Source organism: Streptomyces sp. MUM 203J (assembly GCF_022414595.1).
In the GTDB taxonomy this organism is placed as follows: domain Bacteria; phylum Actinomycetota; class Actinomycetes; order Streptomycetales; family Streptomycetaceae; genus Streptomyces.
The window spans coordinates 104,350-122,980 of sequence record NZ_JADWYO010000004.1 but is presented as its reverse complement, the minus strand read 5'-3'; the positions used below and the strand labels follow the sequence as shown (position 1 = coordinate 122,980).

Sequence of the window (18,631 nt, the reverse complement as noted above, 5' to 3'; positions counted from 1 at the left end):
TCAGCCGAACCAGCCGCCTCCGTTTCCGTTGCCGTTTCCGTTGCCGTTGGTCGTGGTGCCGTCGGTCGTGGTGCCGTCGGTCGTGGTCCCGCCGTCCGTGGTGGTCCCGCCGGTGCCGGTGGTGCTGCCGTCGGTGGTCCCGCCGTCGGTGGTCCCGCCCGTCGTCGTACCTCCGGTATCGGTTCCGCCCGTCGTACCTCCGGTATCGGTTCCGCCCGTCGTGCCGCCGGTGGCATCCGGGTCGCAGTCCCAGTCGAGCAGGCTGCAGCTCGACTTGCCCGGCTTGGGTTCCTTGCTGGGCCTGGGCGGCTGCTTCGACTCCTCCGAGATGCTCGGGGAGGGGCTTGTGTCCGGCGTGTCGCTGGGCTCCGGGGCCTCCTCGGTGGGCGAAGGCTTCGGGGTCTTCGCACCGCCGCCGTACACGGGCTCGGCGTCCAGATCCTCCGGCGCGGGGAACTTCTCCGCCGACTGGCCCTTGAGGATCTTGGACATGTACGAGTTCCAGACCGTGGAGGGGAAGCCGGAACCGTGCACCTTCGGCTCACCGCCGGTGCCGAACATGCTCAGGAACTCGCGGTTCTTGTTCGACGCGTCGTCGTCGAAGCGGTACATGTCGATGGCGGTGGCGTACTTCGGGGTGTAGCCGACGAACCAGGCCGACTTGTTGAAGTCGGTCGTACCGGTCTTGCCTCCCATCGGGTGGCCGGGGACCTTGGCGTTCGTGCCGGTGCCCTTCTCCATGACGTCCACCAGCACATCGGTGATGTTGCTGGCGATCGCCGACGTGAAGACCGGCTTCGACTTGTCCTCGTGCTTGAAGATCTCCTTGCCCTGCTTCAGCACCTTCTCGACCGAGTACGGGTCACGCTGCACACCGTTGGCGGCGAAGGTGCCGTAGGCGCTGGCCATACGGATGGCGCTGGGCTCCGAGATGCCGATCGAGAACGACGGGACGTTGCCCGGGCTGAGGCTGCTCTCCAGCAGTCCCGCGTCGATCGCGGCCTTGCGGACCTGCGGGATGCCGACGTCCATGCCGAGCTGCACGAAGGGCGAGTTGGCGGAGTGGATCATCGCTTCGCGCAGGTTGATGTCGTCGTAGCTCTGGTCATCGTCGTTGACCTGGTGCCACTCCCCGCCGTTCTCGTCGTGCCAGATGGAGCCGTCGTAGTTCCTGATCTTCAGTTTGTTCTTGCCGTTGTAGATCGCCGTGTCCGGGTCGATCCGGGTGCGGCTCTCCGGGCCCTGCTGCACGCCGAGGTTCGGATCGCGGACGCCGTCGCGCATCGCGGCGGCGAGGACGAAGGGCTTGAACGTCGATCCGACCTGGGCGCCGGTCGTGTCGGAGTTGTTGGTGAAGTGCTTGGTGGCGTCGGTGCCGCCGTAGATGGCGACGATCGCGCCGGTCTCCGCTTCGACGGTGGCACCGCCGAACTGCACATGGGTGTCCGTCTTGGGCCGCTCTTCCGGCTTGATGTGCTTGTCGTAGACGGCCTTGACCGACTCCTCCATCGCCTTGACCTTCTCCTTCTCGAAGGTCGTGTGGATCTCGAAGCCGCCGTCGGCGAGGTCCTTCGCCGTGTAGCCCTGCTCGTTGGTGTTGACGAAGTTCGCCTTGGCCAGGTCGACCAGATAGCCGATCTGCCCGCTCAGCTCCGCCTTCTTCTTCGGCGGGTCCGGCATCGGGAAGTCCTTGATCTTCGCGCGCTTGGCGGCGTCGAGATGCCCGTCCGCCACCATCTCGTCGAGGATCCAGTTCCACCGCTTGGTGGCGCGCTTCCGGTTCTCCGGCCCCGTGGCGATCGGGTTGAGCTCCGTGGCCCCGTGCGGGTCGTAGAGCGTCGATCCCTTGAGCAGGGAGGTGAGGAACGCGCACTCGCTGGTGGTGAGCTCCTTGGCGTCCTTCCCGTAGTACGTGCGCGCGGCGGCCTGGATGCCGTACGCACCGCGCCCGTAGTACGCGGTGTTCAGATAGCCGGCCATGATCTGCGGCTTGTCCATCTCGTTGTTCACCTTGATGGAGATGAACAGCTCCTTGAACTTCCGCTCAAGGGTCTGGGACTGGTCGTTCAGCCGGTTGTTCTTGACGTACTGCTGGGTGACCGTGGAGCCGCCCTGGGTGTTGCCGCCCTTGGCCATGTTCCAGAAGGCCCGGGCGATGCCCATGGGGTCGACGCCGGAGTTCTCGTAGAAGGTCTTGTCCTCGGCGGAGATCACCGCGTTCTGCATGTCCTTCGGGATGCTGTCGATCCCGATGATCTGGCGGTTCACCTCGCCACCGGTCGCGGCCATCTGAGAGCCGTCCGACCAGTAGTAGACGTTGTTCTGCGCCGTCGCCGCCTCCTCCGGCTTCGGCACGACCACCGTGGCGTAGGCGAACGCCGCGGCACCCACACCGGACCCCACGAAGAAGACGAAGAGCCCGGTCACGAGCTTCCAGGAGGGCAGCCAGCGGCGCCAGCCGTACTTGTCGTACCGCGGGTAGTCGATCAGCCGCTTCTTGCCGGGCCCACCGCCGCGGCCCCGGCCGTCATGGCCCCCGGCGCCGGCGCCGCGCCGAGCGCCGCCTCCCCCGTGGCCCCCGTGTCCGGCGCCCTCGGCGCCGCGCCGCCGACCGCCCCGCTGGGCTGCCCGGCGGGCCTCGGCGCGGCCTCCGGGGGGGGCGACCCTCGCCGTACGGCTCGGAGGGGGATCCTGTACTGACATCACGCCCCCGCGCCGACCGGCGGCCGGAGGGCTGCTCTGCAGCTCGCCGGGCCGCGGCACGGCCGCCACCCTGCGGCTGCGGCGGTTTACGACGGTGCTCGCTCATCGAACGACTACTCCTCGGGCAGGCGCGTACGCCTGGAAGCGGCAGCTGAGTTCCGGTCCCCCCGAAATGGCGCGGACACGCCCGACGGGCTTGTCCGCCATGCCCCCACGACGATGACGTTCCCCGTCGTCACCTGGTTCCCGGTGGTGTGCATGCCGCACAGACTACGCACGGCCAAAACCCCCCTTGACAGCGACTTCACCCCAAACCAGGCAAGTCCTTTACTGCGAATTGGGGATGTGACGCCGTTCACGACCACCCCACTTGTCCGCACTCCGACACCGCTCTATCGTCTTGATGTATCGAGTCGATACATCAGGGCGGTATAGCGAGCGGCGCGGAGAAGGAGACGGCTGATGAGCAGACGCTCCGGCATCCTCGAGTTCGCCGTCCTGGGTCTGCTCCGGGAAGCCCCGATGCACGGGTACGAGCTGCGCAAGCGGCTCAACACCTCACTGGGCATCTTCCGCGCCTTCAGCTACGGGACCCTCTATCCCTGCCTCAAGACGCTGGTCGCCAACGGCTGGTTGATCGAGGAACCGGGAAGCGCCCCCGAAGAAGCCCTGGCCGCCTCCCTCTCCGGACGGCGCGCCAAGATCGTCTACCGGCTGACGGCCGAGGGGAAGGAGCACTTCGAGGAGCTGCTCTCCCACTCCGGTCCGGACTCCTGGGAGGACGAACACTTCGCGGCCCGTTTCGCCTTCTTCGGGCAGACCGAGCGCGAGGTGCGCATGCGGGTCCTGGAGGGCCGTCGCAGCCGCCTTGAGGAACGGCTGGAGAAGATGCGTGCCTCGCTCGCGCGGACGCGTGAGCGTTTGGACGACTACACGCTCGAACTGCAGCGCCACGGCATGGAGTCCGTGGAGCGTGAGGTGCGCTGGCTGAACGAGCTCATCGAGAGCGAGCGCGCCGGGCGGGATCAGCGACGATCCGGTCCGGGGCACTCCGAGGAGCCCGCCGGGCAGCACGGCACATCCGGAGAGACGGGCGGCCTGCCCCGGCACGGGGGCAGTACCCGGCCGGATCCGTCCGACGACACCACCACCTGAGTCCCTGCGCCGCAGGGACTCGTAGAGAACAAACAGGGAGCAACCGGAATGGGTTCGGTTCGCGTAGCCATCGTCGGCGTGGGCAACTGCGCCGCCTCGCTGGTCCAGGGCGTCGAGTACTACAAGGGCGCCGACCCGGCGAGCAAGGTGCCGGGACTGATGCACGTCCAGTTCGGCGACTACCACGTGCGGGACGTCGAGTTCGTCGCCGCCTTCGACGTGGACGCGAAGAAGGTGGGCCTCGACCTCGCAGACGCCATCGGCGCCAGCGAGAACAACACCATCAAGATCTGTGACGTGCCGGCCTCCGGCGTGAAGGTCCAGCGCGGGCACACCCTCGACGGTCTCGGCAAGTACTACCGCCAGACCATCGAGGAGTCCGCCGAGGAGCCCGTCGACGTCGTCCAGGTCCTGAAGGACCGCGAGGTCGACGTGCTGGTCTGCTACCTGCCGGTGGGTTCCGAGGACGCCGCCAAGTACTACGCGCAGTGCGCCATCGATGCCAAGGTCGGCTTTGTGAACGCCCTCCCGGTGTTCATCGCGGGCACCAAGGAATGGGCCGACAAGTTCACCGAGGCCGGCGTCCCGATCGTCGGTGACGACATCAAGTCCCAGGTGGGCGCCACCATCACGCACCGCGTCATGGCGAAGCTGTTCGAGGACCGGGGCGTCATCCTGGACCGCACCATGCAGCTGAACGTCGGCGGCAACATGGACTTCAAGAACATGCTCGAGCGCGAGCGCCTGGAGTCCAAGAAGATCTCCAAAACGCAGGCCGTCACCTCCCAGATCCCGGACCGCGACCTGGGTGAGGACAACGTCCACATCGGCCCGTCCGACTACGTCGCCTGGCTGGACGACCGCAAGTGGGCGTACGTCCGCCTGGAGGGCCGCGCCTTCGGTGACGTGCCGCTGAACCTGGAGTACAAGCTCGAGGTGTGGGACTCGCCGAACTCGGCGGGTGTCATCATCGACGCGCTGCGCGCCGCGAAGATCGCCAAGGACCGGGGTATCGGCGGCCCGATCCTCTCCGCGTCCTCGTACTTCATGAAGTCCCCGCCGGTCCAGTACTTCGACGACGAGGCCCGTGAGAACGTCGAGAAGTTCATCAAGGGCGAGGTCGAGCGCTAGGACCCGCCCCGGAGCACCCTCCTGCGGAGGCCGTGTCTCCCGCCCGAAGGCCCCCGTGGCTCAGCCCGGGGGCCTTCGGCGTATGTGACGCTTGCTGGCATGTCCGTCGTACGTGACCTGCGCGTACTCCTGCGCCTGTCGAACTTCCGCCGCCTGCTCGCCGTACGGCTCCTCTCGCAGGGTGCCGACGGTGTCTACCAGGTGGCGCTGGCCACGTACGTGGTGTTCTCCCCCGAGCGGCAGGCCTCACCCGCGGCCATCGCCTCGGCCATGGCGGTCCTCCTGCTCCCGTACTCCCTTCTGGGCCCCTTCACCGGCGTCCTGCTCGACCGCTGGCGACGCCGCCAGGTCCTGCTGTACGGAAACCTGCTCCGGGCCCTGCTCGCCGCAGGCACCGCGTTGCTGATCCTGGCGTCCGTTCCCGACTGGCTCTTCTATGGCTCCGCGCTGTCGGTCACGGCCGTCAACCGTTTCGTGCTGGCCGGTCTGTCCGCGTCCCTGCCCCGGGTCGTCGACGCCCCCGACCGGCTCGTCATGGCGAACTCGGTGTCCCCGACCGCCGGCACGCTGGCCGCGACAGCGGGCGGCGGCATGGCGTTCCTCGTCCGCCTGGGCGCCCCTCACTCTGACGCACTGGTCGTGCTGCTGGCCGCGGCGCTGTATCTGACCTCGTCGCTCGCCGCGCTGCGCCTGGGGCGGGAGCTGCTCGGTCCGGATCCGGACGCGGTGATACCGGGCATCGGCGCGGCGCTGGCCTCGACGGTACGGGGCCTGTGGCTCGGGCTGCGGCACCTCTGGGAGCGACGGGCGGCGGCACGCGCGCTCGGCGCGATGACCCTGGCCCGGTTCTGTTACGGCGCGCTGACGGTGACCGTGCTGATGCTGGCCCGGTACGCCTGGACCTCGACGGAGTCCGAGGGCCTGGCCCTGCTGGGGCTGGCCGTGGCTGTGTCGGGTGCGGGGTTCTTCACCGCGGCCGTGCTCACCCCATGGTCGGTGGCGAAGCTGGGGACAACCGGATGGATGGCGGTCTGCGCGGCGGTCGCGGCGGTCCTGGAACCTGCCCTCGGGCTTCCCTTTGCACCGGTACCCACGCTGGTCGCCGCGTTCGTGCTGGGCCTCATCTCTCAGGCCATCAAGATCACCACAGACACGGTCGTGCAGAAGGCGGTCGACGACGCCTACCGAGGGCGGGTCTTCGCCCTCTACGACATGCTCTACAACTCGGCGTTCGTCGCGGCAGCAGGTTTCGCCGCGCTGATGCTTCCTCCGGACGGCCGCTCCGCGCCCCTCATCCTCGTCGTTGCCGGACTGTACGCCCTGACCGCGGCCTCACTGGTCCACCGACGCCCCTGACCGTGCCGCGGAGGGCTGTGTTTCACGTGAAACACAGCCCCCTGCCGGGCCTGCCCGGGCCCGTGTCGTGTTTCACGTGAAACACGACACTCGCGTCACCCTCTGGCCGTCCACCACTCCTTGAGGGCGGCGACGGCTGCGTCCTGCCCCATCGGTCCGTTCTCCAGCCGCAGCTCGAGCAGGAACTTGTACGCCTGCCCCACCGCAGGGCCGGGCCCGATACCCAGGACCTCCTGGATCTGGTTGCCATCGAGGTCGGGCCGGATCGCATCCAGCTCCTCCTGCTCCTGGAGCTGCGCGATACGGTCCTCCAGCCCGTCATACGCACGCGACAGCGTCACCGCCTTGCGCTTGTTACGCGTGGTGCAGTCGGAACGTGTCAGCTTGTGCAGCCGGGTCAGCAGGGGGCCGGCATCCCGCACATAACGGCGAACCGCCGAGTCGGTCCACTCTCCGGATCCGTATCCATGGAACCGCAGGTGCAGCTCCACCAGCCGGGACACGTCCTTGACCATGTCGTTCGAGTACTTCAGCGCGGTCATCCGCTTCTTGGTCATCTTTGCCCCGACCACCTCGTGGTGGTGGAACGAGACACGGCCGTCCGGCTCGAAGCGCCGGGTGCGCGGCTTGCCGATGTCGTGCAGGAGCGCCGCCAGCCGCAGGACGAGGTCCGGCCCGTCCTCCTCCAGATCGATGGCCTGCTCCAGCACCGTGAGGGAGTGTTCGTAGACGTCCTTGTGCCGGTGGTGCTCGTCACTCTCCAGCCGCAGGGCGGGCAACTCCGGCAGCATGCGGCCCGCGAGACCGGTGTCGACCAGGAGGGACAGCCCCGTGCGCGGGTGCTCCGACAACAGCAGTTTGTTCAGCTCGTCCCGCACGCGTTCTGCGGAGACGATGTCCAGCCGCTCCGCCATCTCCTTCATCGCGGAGACGACCTCGGGATCAACCTCGAAGTCCAGCTGGGCGGCGAAGCGAGCCGCCCGCATCATCCTCAGCGGGTCGTCCGAGAAGGAGGCCTGCGGGGTGCCCGGCGTCCGCAGGACCCGCTTCGCCAGGTCCTCGAGCCCGCCGTGCGGATCGATGAACTCCTTCTCCGGCAGCGCGACCGCCATCGCGTTGACGGTGAAGTCGCGCCGCACGAGATCCTCCTCGATGGAGTCACCGTAGGAGACCTCGGGCTTACGAGAAGTGCGGTCGTACGCCTCGGACCGATAGGTGGTGACCTCGATCTGGAAGTGCTGTACAGCGTCTCCGACACGGGCGCTCTTCTGCGCTCCCACCGTGCCGAACGCGATCCCGACCTCCCACACGGCGTCCGCCCACGGCCGGACGATCTTCAGGACGTCCTCGGGCCGGGCATCCGTGGTGAAGTCCAGGTCGTTGCCGAGCCTGCCGAGCAGCGCGTCCCGGACCGAGCCGCCGACCAAGGCGAGGCTGAAGCCCGCCTCCTGGAAGCGGCGTGCGAGATCATCGGCCACAGGGGCGACGCGGAGCAGCTCGCTGACCGCGCGGCGCTGCACCTGGCTCAGAACAGTGGGGGTGTCTTCGTTGGCGTTCGGCACGACAGAACAGGGTACGTGCCCCCGCCCGCGGGATCTTCCTTGATTCACGGAGCCCGGACCCGGTCTTCCGATCTTGTAGGCCGCATCCGCAGCACTTCGCCGCAGCGCACCTCGTTACCATGCGTGGACGCGGAAACCGGCAAGGACCGACGGCAACAGACGACGAGGGACGGACGAGCGCGTGGCCGAGGCGGCAGACTTCCCCAGCATCGGTCGCTCCCCTGCCCGCCGTTGGCTGCGCCGGGCAGCGGCCGTCGTCATGGGAGCGCCGCTGCTGACCGGACTGCTTCAGCTGCCCGCCGCCCCGGCGGCCACCGCCGCCGAGGGGACCGGATCGCGCACGGTCGATGTGTCCCTGAACACAGTCCAGCCCAGCGCACCGGTCAAGGGCGACACCCTCACCCTCCGTGGCACGGTGACGAACACCGGCAAACAGGCCGTGGACACCGCGCAGGTCGATGTCCGGGTGGGCTCCCGGCTCTCCAGCCGGGGAGCGATCGAGGACGCCGCCCGGCGCACCGGCTTTGCCTCGGAGCAGGACGGCGACACCGTCGGCGGCGCGTACACGGCGAAGATCCCGGTGATCCCCGCCGGGGCCAGCAGGGACTTCAGCATCCAGGTGCCGGTCGACAAGCTGGATCTGGACGACGCGGGCGTGTACCAGCTGGGGATCTCCCTCTCGGGCAGGACTTCGGATGTCCGGTACGACCGGGTGCTGGGCATCGAGCGGACCTTCCTGCCCTGGCAGCCCACGGCCGCCAAGAAGAAGACCCAGGTCACGATGGTGTGGCCACTGATCTCCTCGGTGCATCTGTCCGCGGAGACCGGCTCGGACGAGCAGCAGACCCCGGTCTTCGAGAATGACGACCTCGCCGCCGAACTGGCGCCGGGCGGTCGGCTGGAGCGGCTCGTGGCGCTCGGCGCCGAGCTGCCCGTCACCTGGCTGATCGACCCGGATCTGCTGGCCACCGCCGAGGCGATGACCGGTGCGTACCGGGTCAGGGACGGGGACACCACGGTCGCAGGCAAGAACCAGGCCGCGGCGAACCAGTGGCTGGACGCGCTGGAGAAGGCCGTGCAGGGCGGCAAGGTGGTGGCCCTGCCGTACGGCGACCCCGATCTTGCATCCCTGGCCCACCGGGGCCGCGAGGTCTCCGGCTCGCTCAGCCATCTGCGGCCCGCCACGGAGCTCGCCCAGTCCACGGTGGAGACGATCCTCCATGTGAAACCGTCGGTCGACTTCGCCTGGCCGGTGAACGGGGCCGTGGACCCGTCCATCGTCGATGTCGCCACCTCGGCCGGTGCCGACAAGGTGATCTCGCGCAGCGACAGCATGCGCGAGAGCCTGTCCTACACCCCCAACGCCGCCCGGCCCGTCGGCGGCGGCACCACGGCCGTCGTGTCCGACGCGCTCCTGTCCACCGCGTTCGAGGGCGACATGGCCCGGGCCGACGACGCCACCCTGGCAGTGCAGAAGTTCCTCGCCCACACCCTGGCCGTCACCCAGGAAAGGCCGAGCACCGCGCGGAACATCGTGATCGTCCCGCAGCGGATGCCGACTGCCTCCCAGGCCGACTCGATGGCTCGGGCCGCTCGAGCCCTGACGGCTCAGCGCTGGACGCAGTCCTCCGGCCTGGTCACCGCCGCGGCGGCCAAGCCGGACCCCGCCGCGACGACGCACGTGCCTTCGGCCCACCGCTACCCGAAGGACCTGCGCCAAGCGGAACTGCCGGTCGCGGCGTACCAGGGGATCAGGGCCACACAGGACACGCTGGACAACTTCCGCGTGATCCTCACCGCCCCGCACCGAGTGGTCACGCCGTTCGGCAACGCGATCAACCGGGAGATGTCCGCGTCCTGGCGGGGCCGCCCGGTGGACGCCCGGCTGTACCGGGACCGCGTGCAGACCGACCTGACGGGCCTCACCGGCGAGGTGCAGCTCATCGAGAAGTCCGATCTGATCCTGTCCGGGCGTAGCGCCACGATCCCGGTGACCGTGCAGAACAAGCTGCTCCAGGGCGTCGACCGGCTGGTTCTGCGGCTGGAGTCGACGAGGCCGACCCGTCTCAAGCTGAACGACGACACCCCACTGGCCGAACTGCCGGTGCGGATCGAGGGCGGCCACAGCCAGTCCGTGAAGTTCACCGCTGCTGCCAACGCGAACGGCCCGGTCCCCATGACCGCGCAGCTCTTCACCGAGGACGGCCGGGCGTACGGCAAGCCCATGCACTTCACCGTCAAGGTCTCGGAGATCACTTCTGCGGTCATGCTGGTGATCGCCGGAGGTGTGCTGCTGCTTGTCCTCGCGGGCGTCAGGATGTACACCCAGCGGAAGCGCGCCGCGGCCCAGGAGGCGGCCGAGGAAGACGACTCCGAGGCTGCAGACGAGGCCGCTGCCGAAGGCTTCGAGTCGGCTGAGGAGGCCGGTGCCGCCGTCGTGCACGGTGAGGACGAGGCGTCCGCGGCACGGAGCGACGACGCCGTGCAGCCGAGTGACCCGGTGCCTGACACCGGACCGCAAAGCGCGGGGCCGTCGGGCCCGGGTGAGAGAGTGGACCGTTGAGCGATGTCGTGGCCGGCCGGCCCGGGACGATGAGGTGGGGTAACCATGAACGCGCCGTACGAGGGTGACCGCGGCCAGGGCCCGGGTGCCGGTGCGCCGTCGGGAGGGACGCCCGGTCAGGTGCCCGCGCCCCTCGGTGAACAGTCCCCGCCTCCACAGGACCCCTACGTCCACGACGCGTACACCCACGACCCGTACCGGGACCATGATCTGTCCGCTCAGGACCCGGTCGACGAGGCCCTCTACGACCGGGCTGCGCACCCCCCGCCCCCACCGGGCACCTATGAGCAGCCCCGGCCGCTCTACCAGCGGCCCACCGCGTCGCAGCACGCCCCCGACCCGCGGCTGTGGGCCCAGACGCCCCCGCCCGAGCCCGAGGGACCGTCCCGTCGCCTGCCGTACGGCGACGACGCCCGGACCGTGGAGTTCACCGGGGTCGACGACCTGGTGACCCGAGCCGGTGACGAGCGGCCCGCGCCCGACGCCTTCGCGCATCTGTACACGGACCAGCAGGTCCAGGGCCGGTCGGCGGCTCCTACCGCGCCCACAGCCCCGACGGTCGAGGCGCCCGCGCCGCACACCGCCCCCGAGCCTGCCGAGGAGCCGCCGCCACCGTCGGCGAAGAAGCCGGGCGGCAAGGCGTCCGGGCTGCTGAAATCGAGCGCCGTCATGGCGGCCGGCACACTCGTGTCCCGGCTGACCGGCTTCCTGCGCACCCTGGTGATCACCGGCGCGCTCGGTGCCGCGACGCTCGGTGACGCCTACACCGTGGCGTACACCCTGCCCACGATGATCTACATCCTGACCGTAGGCGGCGGCCTCAACTCGGTGTTCGTCCCGCAGCTGGTCCGGGCGATGAAGAACGACGAGGACGGCGGCGAGGCGTTCGCCAACCGGCTGCTGACCCTCGTCATGGTCGCGCTCGGCGCGATCGTCGCCATCGCGGTGTTCATCGCCCCGCTCCTGATCCACGCGATGTCCCCGACCATCGCGAACGACCCCGACGCCAACAGCGTCGCCGTGGCCTTCGCACGCTTCTGCCTGCCCACGATCTTCTTCATGGGTGTGCACGTGGTGATGGGTCAGATCCTGAACGCGCGGGGCCGGTTCGGTGCGATGATGTGGACTCCGGTCCTCAACAACATCGTCATGATGGCCACGTTCGGCCTGTTCATCTGGGTGTACGGCGCGTACTCCGAGACCCGGATGGGCGTCGACGTCATCCCCGACGAAGGCGTCCGCCTGCTGGGCATCGGCACCCTGCTGGGCCTCGTCGTACAGGCGCTGGCGATGATCCCGTACCTGCGCGAGGCAGGCTTCCGCTTCCGGCCCCGGTTCGACTGGAAGGGCCAAGGACTCGGCAAGACGGTCAAACTCGCCAAGTGGACCGTGCTGTTCGTCCTCGCCAACCAGGCGGGCGTCGTCGTCGTCACCCAGCTCGCCACGGCGGCCGGAAAGGCCTCCGGCACAGGGGGCGCCGGTATCCTCGCCTACTCCAACGCCCAGCTGATCTGGGGCATGCCGCAGGCCATCATCACCGTCTCCGTCATGGCGGCCCTGCTGCCCCGTATCTCCCGTGCCGCCCACGACAACGACCCCGGCGCTGTGCGGGACGACATCTCGCAGGGCCTGCGGAACTCGGCCGTCGCCATCGTGCCGGTCGCCTTCGGTTTCCTGGCGCTCGGTGTGCCGCTCTGCACGCTGCTGTACGCGTCCAGCGGCCTTGAGGCGGCCACGGGCATGGGCTTCATCCTCATGGCGTTCGGCCTGGGTCTGATCCCCTACTCCGTGCAGTACGTCGTCCTGCGCGGCTTCTACGCCTACGAGGACACCCGGACGCCGTTCTACAACACGGTCATCGTGGCCACGGTCAACGCGGTGGCGTCCGCAGTGTGCTACTTCGTCCTCCCGCCCCGCTGGGCCGTCGTCGGCATGGCCGCGTCGTACGGGCTGGCGTACATGGTGGGTGTCGGCGTCGCATGGCGCCGACTGCGCAACCGGCTCGGCGGCGATCTGGACGGCGCGCACGTGATTCGCACGTACGCCCGCCTCTGCATGGCCTCGCTGCCTGCGGCTCTGCTCGCCGGAGCCGTGGGCTTCGGCGTCCTCTCACTGCTGGGCAAGGACGCCGCGGGTTCGCTCGTGGCCCTGGTAGCCGGTGGAGTCGTCCTTCTCGGGGTGTTCTACGCGGCAGCCCGCAAAATGCGCATCGAGGAACTGAACGCCATGGTCGGCATGGTCCGGGGCCGAATCGGCCGCTAGAACATAGGGCAGTCGCACAACCATCGGCAGCCATCGCGTGTCGTGCATAGCGGCGGACTGTGGGCACAATTGGCTTGGCTGTCGGATAGGGCGCTATGGATGGGGAGGCAGGAACGACGGTGGCGGAACGTAGCACGGCTGCCGTCGACGTGGCCGACAACAGCGGTGACGACCCGCTGACCGCCGAGGCGGACACGACCACGGCCGACGGGGCGGCGGAAACGCAGGATGCGGTGGATACGTCTGCCCGCAACACGGACGGCGAGCAAGGAGCCGACGAACAGCCCGCCATCACCACACCCGAACTCCACAGCGGCCACAAGCTGGCCCGCCGGTACCGGCTGGAGGAGTGCGTCACCCGTCTGGACGGTTTCAGCAGTTGGCGTGCCGTCGACGAGAAACTGCGCCGGGCGGTCGGCGTGCATGTACTGCCCGCCGACCATCCCAGGGCTCGTTCCGTGCTCGCGGCGGCCCGCTCGGCCGCACTGCTCGGCGACCCCCGGTTCGTCCAGGTGCTGGACGCGGTCGAGGAGAACGACCTCGTCTACGTCGTACACGAGTGGCTGCCGGACGCCACGGAGCTGACGACGCTGCTGGCAGCGGGGCCCCTTGAACCGTACGACGCCTATCAGCTCGTCAGCCAGGTCTCCCAGGCCATGGCCGCGGCGCATCGTGAGGGACTGGCGCACCTGCGGCTGACCCCGAGCGCGGTGCTGCGGACCTCCACGGGGCAGTACCGCATCCGGGGGCTGGCGGTGAACGCGGCGCTGCGCGGCATCCGTGAGGACCGGCCCCAGCGCACCGACACCGAGGCCATCGGTGCCCTTCTGTATGCGGCGCTGACGCAGCGCTGGCCGTATGAGAACGATGCCCACGGTCTGTCCGGGCTGCCCAAGGGCGTCGGCCTGATCGCCCCGGACCAGGTGCGGGCGGGAGTGCACCGCGGTCTCTCGGAACTAGCCATGCGGGCCCTCGTCAACGACGGCGCGACCGCCTCCCGCCAGGAGCCCGCCTGCACGACACCCGATGAGCTGGCCGCGGCGGTCGCCGCGATGCCCCGGATCCGGCCGCCGGAGCCCGCGTTCACGCCGCCTCCGGCGGACTACCAGCGCACCACGTACCAGCAGGGCTCCTACGGACGGCCGCCGCAGTATCCGGGCGCGGTGCCCACGCAGCCGGTCATCGTTCCGCCCCCGCCTCTCCAGACCCGCACCGGCCGCGCCCTGAAGTGGGCGGTGTCGGCCCTGCTGATCGCCGCCCTCGGGCTCGGCAGCTGGCAGATCGCGGACCGGCTGCTGGAGCAGGATCCTCCCTCGCCCGGGCCGACCGACAGCCAGACGGCGGACCCCGCTGAGACACCGGACGAGAAGCCGAAGGAACCGGTGCTGCTCCCGGTCCAGACGGCCAAGGAGTACGCCCCGGACAACAACCCGCAGAACGCGAAGGACGTCGACAAGACCTACGACTCCGACCGGCAGAGCTACTGGCGCAGCAGGAGCTACGTGGACGGCCCCGATCTCGCGCCGACGGTGAAGGCCGGCGTGGGAATCGTGTACGACCTCGGATCCGAGAAGGACGTGGCCGCGGCTGCGATAGCGCTTCGCTACAGCGGCGACCACACGAGCATCTCGCTCTACGCCACCGACGGGCTGTCCCCGTCGACACCCGTCAGCGGGATGAAGCAGATCGCGAAGGGACAGACCAAGGGTCAGGCACTCCAACTGACCGCCGAGAAACCGGTGAAGAGCCGCTACGTCCTGCTGTGGATGACGGCGATGCCCTACGCGCCCTACGACCAGTACAGCGGCGCCGGCCACAAGCAGGCGATCACCGACGTCAAGTTCACCGGCTGATCTCAGCCGCTGCTGGGGAGGGCTCACCGTTGGACGACGCCAGACGCGCCGAGTCAAGCGACCAGGAGCTGCTCGCCCAGCATGTCGCCGGGGACCCGGATGCGTTCGGGGAACTGGTGCGGCGGCATCGGGACCGGTTGTGGGCGGTGGCACTGCGGACGCTGGGTGATCGCGAGGAGGCGGCGGACGCCGTTCAGGACGCCCTGGTGTCGGCCTTTCGTGCCGCGCACACCTTCCGGGGCCAGGCGGCCGTGACCACCTGGCTGCATCGCATCACCGTCAACGCCTGTCTCGACCGGGCTCGTAAGACGGCCTCCCGCAGGACCGCGCCGATGGACGACATGGAACGGCTGGAACAGCTGCTGGAACCGCACGAGTCGGCTGAGGCTCCAGCAGAGCGGCGGGACGTCCACCGGGAACTGCTGTCGGCTCTCGCGACGCTTCCCCCCGATCAGCGCGCGGCTCTGGTCCTCGTCGACATGCAGGGATACGCGGTGGCGGAGGCGGCGCACATCCTCGATGTGCCCACCGGGACGATCAAGAGCCGGTGTGCCCGGGGCCGTGCCCGACTGCTTCCCATGCTCACTCATCTGCGCGGTGACACCGGGGGTAACCGTGGTGCCGACGGGGGAAGGAACCGGACGCCGGGGACATCCGTCCCATCGGCGACGGGACCAAGGGATCCAGAACCACATGATCCTGCTGCTGTGAAGGGCGGAGGTGGACGCGCGTGACTTCCGCGGCCGACACAACTCAGCACCCGGATGTCTCGGAGATCTCCGATCTGACCGAAGGCATCCTGCCGCCGTCCCGGACGGCCGATCTGCGGCGTCATCTGGAGAGCTGCGCACTCTGCGCCGATGTACGGACCTCGCTGGAGGAGATCAGAGGGCTGCTGGGCACTCTGCCCGGTGCGGCGCGTATGCCCGCGGACATCGCGGAGCGTATCGACGCCGCCCTCGCCGCTGAGGCCCTACTGGACGCCACAGCGCCACAGGAACCGCGGCGCTCCAACGATGTTTCACGTGAAACAGCCGTGCCCGAGCCCAGGCCCTCCAGGGTGAGCGCCCCGAGTGCCGGAGCCCGCAGGCCGGCCGCCACCGAGACACTCGATCGGCCCGCCGGGCGCCCTGCTGCCGCCACCGGGCCGGGACGCGGCCCGTCCCCCAGGAGGCGGCGCCGACGTGCGGTGCTGAGCGCTGTGTGCGGTCTCGCGGTCGCCGGTCTGGGCTTCGTGTTCTTCCGCGGTGTCCTGGCCGCCGAAGATCCGGGCGCGGTGCGTCAGAGCGACTCCGCCGCCGCGCACAGCGCGGCCGCCCCGTTCTCCGGGGTCCCCCTCTCCGACAAGGTCCGGCAGCTTCTCACCGCGCAGGAGAGCGCGGCCGTCGACGAGGCACCACGGCTCCAGCCCGGTGCCCAGACCGAGGGTGAATCCGGCAACACCACCATGCGAAACGTCCCCCCACTGCCCTCCTGCGTGCAGAAGGGGATCGGGCGCAGTGAACAGCCTCTGGTGTCCGAGCGCGGAGAGTACGAGGGCAGCGCCGCATACCTGGTACTGCTGCCCCAACCAGGCGATCCGTCCCAGGTGGACGTCTACGTCGTGGATGCCGCCTGCACGGTCGCTGACAGCGGCACGACGAGCACGGGTTCCGCCGAGGTACTGCTCAGGCAGACGGCGCCTCGTCCTTGACGCATACGCCTCGATGCCGGGCGGACAGCTGGGGAATGCATGACCCTTAGGATCCGTTGGGTGGGGTGACAGTCTTGACCCGGCCCCGTAGGCAGTAGGCAGTCTGCAGAGACGAGGAAGAAACCCGTGAGCGACGTCCGCAACGTGATCATCATTGGCTCCGGGCCCGCCGGTTACACGGCAGCGCTCTACACGGCGCGCGCGTCGCTGAAGCCGCTGGTCTTCGAAGGAGCCGTCACCGCTGGTGGCGCCCTCATGAACACCACCGACGTGGAGAACTTCCCCGGGTTCCGTGACGGGATCATGGGGCCGGACCTGATGGACAACATGCGGGCCCAGGCCGAGCGCTTCGGTGCCGAGCTGGTCCCGGACGACGTCGTCTCCGTCGACCTCACCGGGGACATCAAGACCGTGACGGATACCGCCGGCACCGTGTACCGGGCCAGGAGCGTCATCGTGACCACTGGCTCCCAGCACCGGAAGCTCGGACTGCCGAACGAGGACGCGCTCTCCGGCCGCGGGGTCTCCTGGTGCGCCACCTGCGACGGGTTCTTCTTCAAGGACCAGGACATCGCTGTGGTCGGCGGCGGTGACACGGCGATGGAGGAAGCCACCTTCCTCTCCCGCTTCGCGAGGTCCGTCACGGTCGTGCACCGCCGGGACGCCCTCCGCGCCTCGAAGGCCATGCAGGAGCGCGCCTTCGCAGACCCGAAGATCACGTTCGCCTGGAACAGCCAGGTCGCGGAGATCCACGGCGAGCAGAAGCTCACGGGCCTGACTCTGCGCGACACCCAGACCGGTGCGACCTCCGATCTGCCGGTGACCGGCCTGTTCATCGCAGTCGGTCACGACCCCCGCACCGAGCTGTTCAAGGGCCAGCTCGAGCTGGACGACGAGGGCTACCTGAAGGTCGATGCGCCGTCCACGCGCACCAACATGAAGGGTGTCTTCGCCGCCGGAGACGTCGTGGACCACACCTACCGTCAGGCCATCACCGCGGCCGGAACCGGTTGCTCGGCCGCGCTCGACGCCGAGCGCTACCTGGCCGCGCTCTCCCACGCGGAGAAGCCGGCCGAGCCCGAGAAGACACCTGTGGTCTGACGCAGTTCCCCACCCCAACACCCCGCATAGCGAAGGAGGCCGCCGTGGCCGGCGACCTGAAGGAAGTGACTGACGCCTCGTTCGAGGAGGACGTCCTCAAGAGCGACAAGCCCGTCCTGGTGGACTTCTGGGCCGCCTGGTGCGGCCCGTGCCGTCAGATCGCGCCGTCGCTGAAGGCGATCGCGGCCGAGCACGGCGAGCAGATCGAGATCGTCAAGCTCAACATCGACGAGAACCCCGCGACAGCCGCCAAGTACGGTGTCATGTCGATCCCGACACTGAACGTCTATCAGGGTGGCGAGGTCGCCAAGACCATCGTCGGGGCCAAGCCCAAGGCGGCCCTCCTGCGCGACCTGGCCGACTTCATCAGCGACGACGCCGCCAAGGTCTGACACTCCTCGTTCACGTGGAACCTCGTTTCACGTGAAACGGGTAAAGGCCCATACGGCGTACGGCCCACCCTCGAACAGAGGGTGGGCCGTACGCCGTATGAGGGCTGCGCGCCGTTTGAGGTCACAGGGGACGCAGGGCGGGCTCCTTCTGGACTGCGCCCAACAGCCGGTCCAGGGCCAGCTCGACGTCTTCCTTCCAGGAGAGCGTGGAGCGCAGCTCAAGCCTCAGTCTGGGGTGGGACGGGTGAGGGCGGACTGTCTTGAACCCCACCGCGAGCAGATGGTCGGCGGGGAGCACGCAGGCCGGTTCATTCCACCGTGCGTCTCCGAAGGCCTCGATCGCCTTGAAGCCCCTGCGCAGCAGATCCTTCGCGACCGTCTGCACCATCACCCGCCCCAGCCCCTGCCCCTGGTATCCAGGCGATATCCAGGCGGTTATCAGCTGCACAGCGTCCGGCGAGACCGGACTCGTCGGAAAGGCGGTGGAGCGAGGCACGTAGGCGGGCGGGGCATACAGCACATAGCCCACTGGCACCTCATCGACGTAGACGACACGGCCGCAGGATCCCCAGTCGAGCAGGACGGCGGAGATCCACGCCTCCTTCTCCAGCTCGGGTGTACCCGCCTTCACCGCGGCTTCTCCGCTGACGGGGTCGAGCTCCCAGAAGACACAGGTGCGGCAGCGCTTGGGGAGGTCCGGAAGGTTGTCCAAGGTGAGTGGTACAAGCCGTCGCCCCATGAAGCCTGTTCCTCACTTCGTACCGATGCGCATACCCGACCGCATCGTATCGATCGGGCGATGACTCGCATACAGGAAAAGACCAAAGGGCGGCGTGCGTTCCGATGTTCATCGGAACGCA

The 18,631-nt window shown here is 68.9% G+C and carries 13 protein-coding genes; 10 read left to right on the top strand and 3 right to left on the bottom strand.

Annotated features, from left to right (window positions below):
- Positions 1 to 2,703, bottom strand: a complete 2,703-nt coding sequence (locus I3F58_RS04320; protein WP_240106823.1) for a transglycosylase domain-containing protein — start codon at positions 2,701 to 2,703, stop codon at positions 1 to 3.
- Between the two features lie 462 nt (positions 2,704 to 3,165).
- Here I3F58_RS04320 and I3F58_RS04315 point away from each other — a divergent pair, with 462 nt between their 5' ends.
- The 3 genes from I3F58_RS04315 (at position 3,166) to I3F58_RS04305 (ending at position 6,345) form a co-directional block, all read left to right on the top strand.
- Positions 3,166 to 3,858: a PadR family transcriptional regulator gene (locus I3F58_RS04315; RefSeq protein ID WP_240106822.1), complete on the top strand. Its 693-nt coding sequence runs from the start codon at positions 3,166 to 3,168 to the stop codon at positions 3,856 to 3,858.
- A gap of 48 nt (positions 3,859 to 3,906) precedes the next feature.
- Positions 3,907 to 4,989: an inositol-3-phosphate synthase gene (locus I3F58_RS04310; RefSeq protein ID WP_240106821.1), complete on the top strand. Its 1,083-nt coding sequence runs from the start codon at positions 3,907 to 3,909 to the stop codon at positions 4,987 to 4,989.
- Positions 4,990 to 5,088: 99 nt separating this feature from the next.
- Positions 5,089 to 6,345: an MFS transporter gene (locus tag I3F58_RS04305; RefSeq protein WP_240106820.1), complete on the top strand. Its 1,257-nt coding sequence runs from the start codon at positions 5,089 to 5,091 to the stop codon at positions 6,343 to 6,345.
- Positions 6,346 to 6,440: 95 nt separating this feature from the next.
- Here I3F58_RS04305 and I3F58_RS04300 read toward each other — a convergent pair whose 3' ends face one another.
- Positions 6,441 to 7,907 (bottom strand): CCA tRNA nucleotidyltransferase, encoded by a 1,467-nt coding sequence (locus tag I3F58_RS04300; protein WP_240106819.1) that lies wholly within the window; start codon positions 7,905 to 7,907, stop codon positions 6,441 to 6,443.
- A 181-nt stretch (positions 7,908 to 8,088) separates the two neighbouring features.
- On the opposite strand from I3F58_RS04300, the gene I3F58_RS04295 reads away from it, so the two are divergent.
- The 7 genes from I3F58_RS04295 to trxA all read left to right on the top strand — a co-directional run bounded on the left by I3F58_RS04295 (position 8,089) and on the right by trxA (position 17,771).
- Positions 8,089 to 10,470 carry a DUF6049 family protein gene (locus tag I3F58_RS04295; RefSeq protein ID WP_240106818.1) on the top strand — a complete coding sequence of 794 codons (2,382 nt, stop codon included), beginning with the start codon at positions 8,089 to 8,091 and terminating at the stop codon, positions 10,468 to 10,470.
- 45 nt (positions 10,471 to 10,515) lie between these two features.
- Positions 10,516 to 12,732, top strand: coding sequence for a murein biosynthesis integral membrane protein MurJ (murJ, locus tag I3F58_RS04290; RefSeq protein WP_240106817.1), 2,217 nt, complete (start codon positions 10,516 to 10,518; stop codon positions 12,730 to 12,732).
- 119 nt (positions 12,733 to 12,851) lie between these two features.
- Positions 12,852 to 14,585 carry a protein kinase family protein gene (locus tag I3F58_RS04285; RefSeq protein WP_240106816.1) on the top strand — a complete coding sequence of 578 codons (1,734 nt, stop codon included), beginning with the start codon at positions 12,852 to 12,854 and terminating at the stop codon, positions 14,583 to 14,585.
- A 29-nt stretch (positions 14,586 to 14,614) separates the two neighbouring features.
- Positions 14,615 to 15,319: an RNA polymerase sigma factor SigM gene (gene sigM / locus I3F58_RS04280; protein WP_240106815.1), complete on the top strand. Its 705-nt coding sequence runs from the start codon at positions 14,615 to 14,617 to the stop codon at positions 15,317 to 15,319.
- Positions 15,316 to 16,278: a hypothetical protein gene (locus I3F58_RS04275; protein ID WP_240106814.1), complete on the top strand. Its 963-nt coding sequence runs from the start codon at positions 15,316 to 15,318 to the stop codon at positions 16,276 to 16,278. The genes sigM and I3F58_RS04275 overlap by 4 nt, the downstream gene beginning before the upstream one ends.
- 126 nt (positions 16,279 to 16,404) lie before the next feature.
- Entirely contained in the window at positions 16,405 to 17,379 is a 975-nt protein-coding gene (gene trxB, locus I3F58_RS04270) for a thioredoxin-disulfide reductase (protein ID WP_240106813.1), read from the top strand.
- Between the two features lie 44 nt (positions 17,380 to 17,423).
- Positions 17,424 to 17,771, top strand: a complete 348-nt coding sequence (gene trxA / locus I3F58_RS04265) for a thioredoxin (RefSeq protein WP_240106812.1) — start codon at positions 17,424 to 17,426, stop codon at positions 17,769 to 17,771.
- Positions 17,772 to 17,892: 121 nt separating this feature from the next.
- Here trxA and I3F58_RS04260 read toward each other — a convergent pair whose 3' ends face one another.
- Positions 17,893 to 18,510: a GNAT family N-acetyltransferase gene (locus I3F58_RS04260; RefSeq protein ID WP_240106811.1), complete on the bottom strand. Its 618-nt coding sequence runs from the start codon at positions 18,508 to 18,510 to the stop codon at positions 17,893 to 17,895.
- Between the last annotated feature and the right edge of the window lie 121 nt (positions 18,511 to 18,631).